Source organism: Bombilactobacillus bombi (assembly GCF_013607485.1).
In the GTDB taxonomy this organism is placed as follows: Bacteria; Bacillota; Bacilli; order Lactobacillales; family Lactobacillaceae; genus Bombilactobacillus; species Bombilactobacillus bombi_A.
The window spans coordinates 1-767 of record NZ_SCHP01000139.1; the positions used below are offsets into that span (position 1 = coordinate 1).

Sequence of the window (767 nt, forward strand, 5' to 3'; positions counted from 1 at the left end):
GAATATAACCAACGGTTAGTAACCGATGGTTATATAAAGGAATGAGAAAATGTTAACCGCAAAAGAAAAAATTATTAATGCAGCAAAAAAATTATTTTCTGAGAATGGAGTCAAAAAAACTTCTATAAGAGATATTGCAAAAGAAGCGGGATATTCACATACTACAATTTATTTATATTTTAAAAGTAAACAAGAATTATTTAATTTGATAGCAATAGAACCTTTAAATATTCTTTATGATGACTTATTGAAAATTTATATGTCAAACAGAACAAATGAAGAAAAATTAAAGATGATATGTGATAGATATATTGAATTTGGTATTGAAAAACGTACTCTTTATCCGTTAATAAGTACTTATGATGGTGAAAAAATTGATAAAGATGAATTTGATCATATAATAAATATTACAAGAATTAAATGCCTAAATATATTACAACAAATCTTAGATAAAGTTTTAAAAGACAAATTTCCAAAAGATGTTAAAACTAATTTACTTAGAGGGGTTTTCTTTCTTTTGCATGGAGTAATTTCTACTTATATATCTTCATCTGAAGAAAATTATATTTTGATTCCTAGAGTTCAAAAAATAGTAGGTGATATTATTGATTTCACAATTTTACAAAACAATATCTAAAGAAAAATAAGTCCTAATATCATGAAAATTGAATTTGATCTTAAATTTCTGATCATTAACTGCTGGATAGTGGAAAATAATAATAATATTTTTATTATTGATTACGGGATAAAAAATATGGGAACTATTT

Annotated in this window: 1 protein-coding gene; it reads left to right on the forward strand. The window is 23.3% G+C overall.

Features of this window, described 5'->3' with window-relative positions; all coding sequences use genetic code 11:
- Positions 1–49: 49 nt before the first annotated feature.
- Positions 50–637 (forward strand): TetR/AcrR family transcriptional regulator, encoded by a 588-nt coding sequence (locus EQ827_RS08815; RefSeq protein WP_181190603.1) that lies wholly within the window; start codon positions 50–52, stop codon positions 635–637.
- Positions 638–767 lie beyond the last annotated feature (130 nt).

Excerpts from the sequence above, each read along its gene's own strand:
- EQ827_RS08815 (WP_181190603.1), top strand. The coding sequence starts at position 50 with ATGTTAACCGCAAAAGAAAAAATTATTAATGCAGCAAAAAAATTATTT.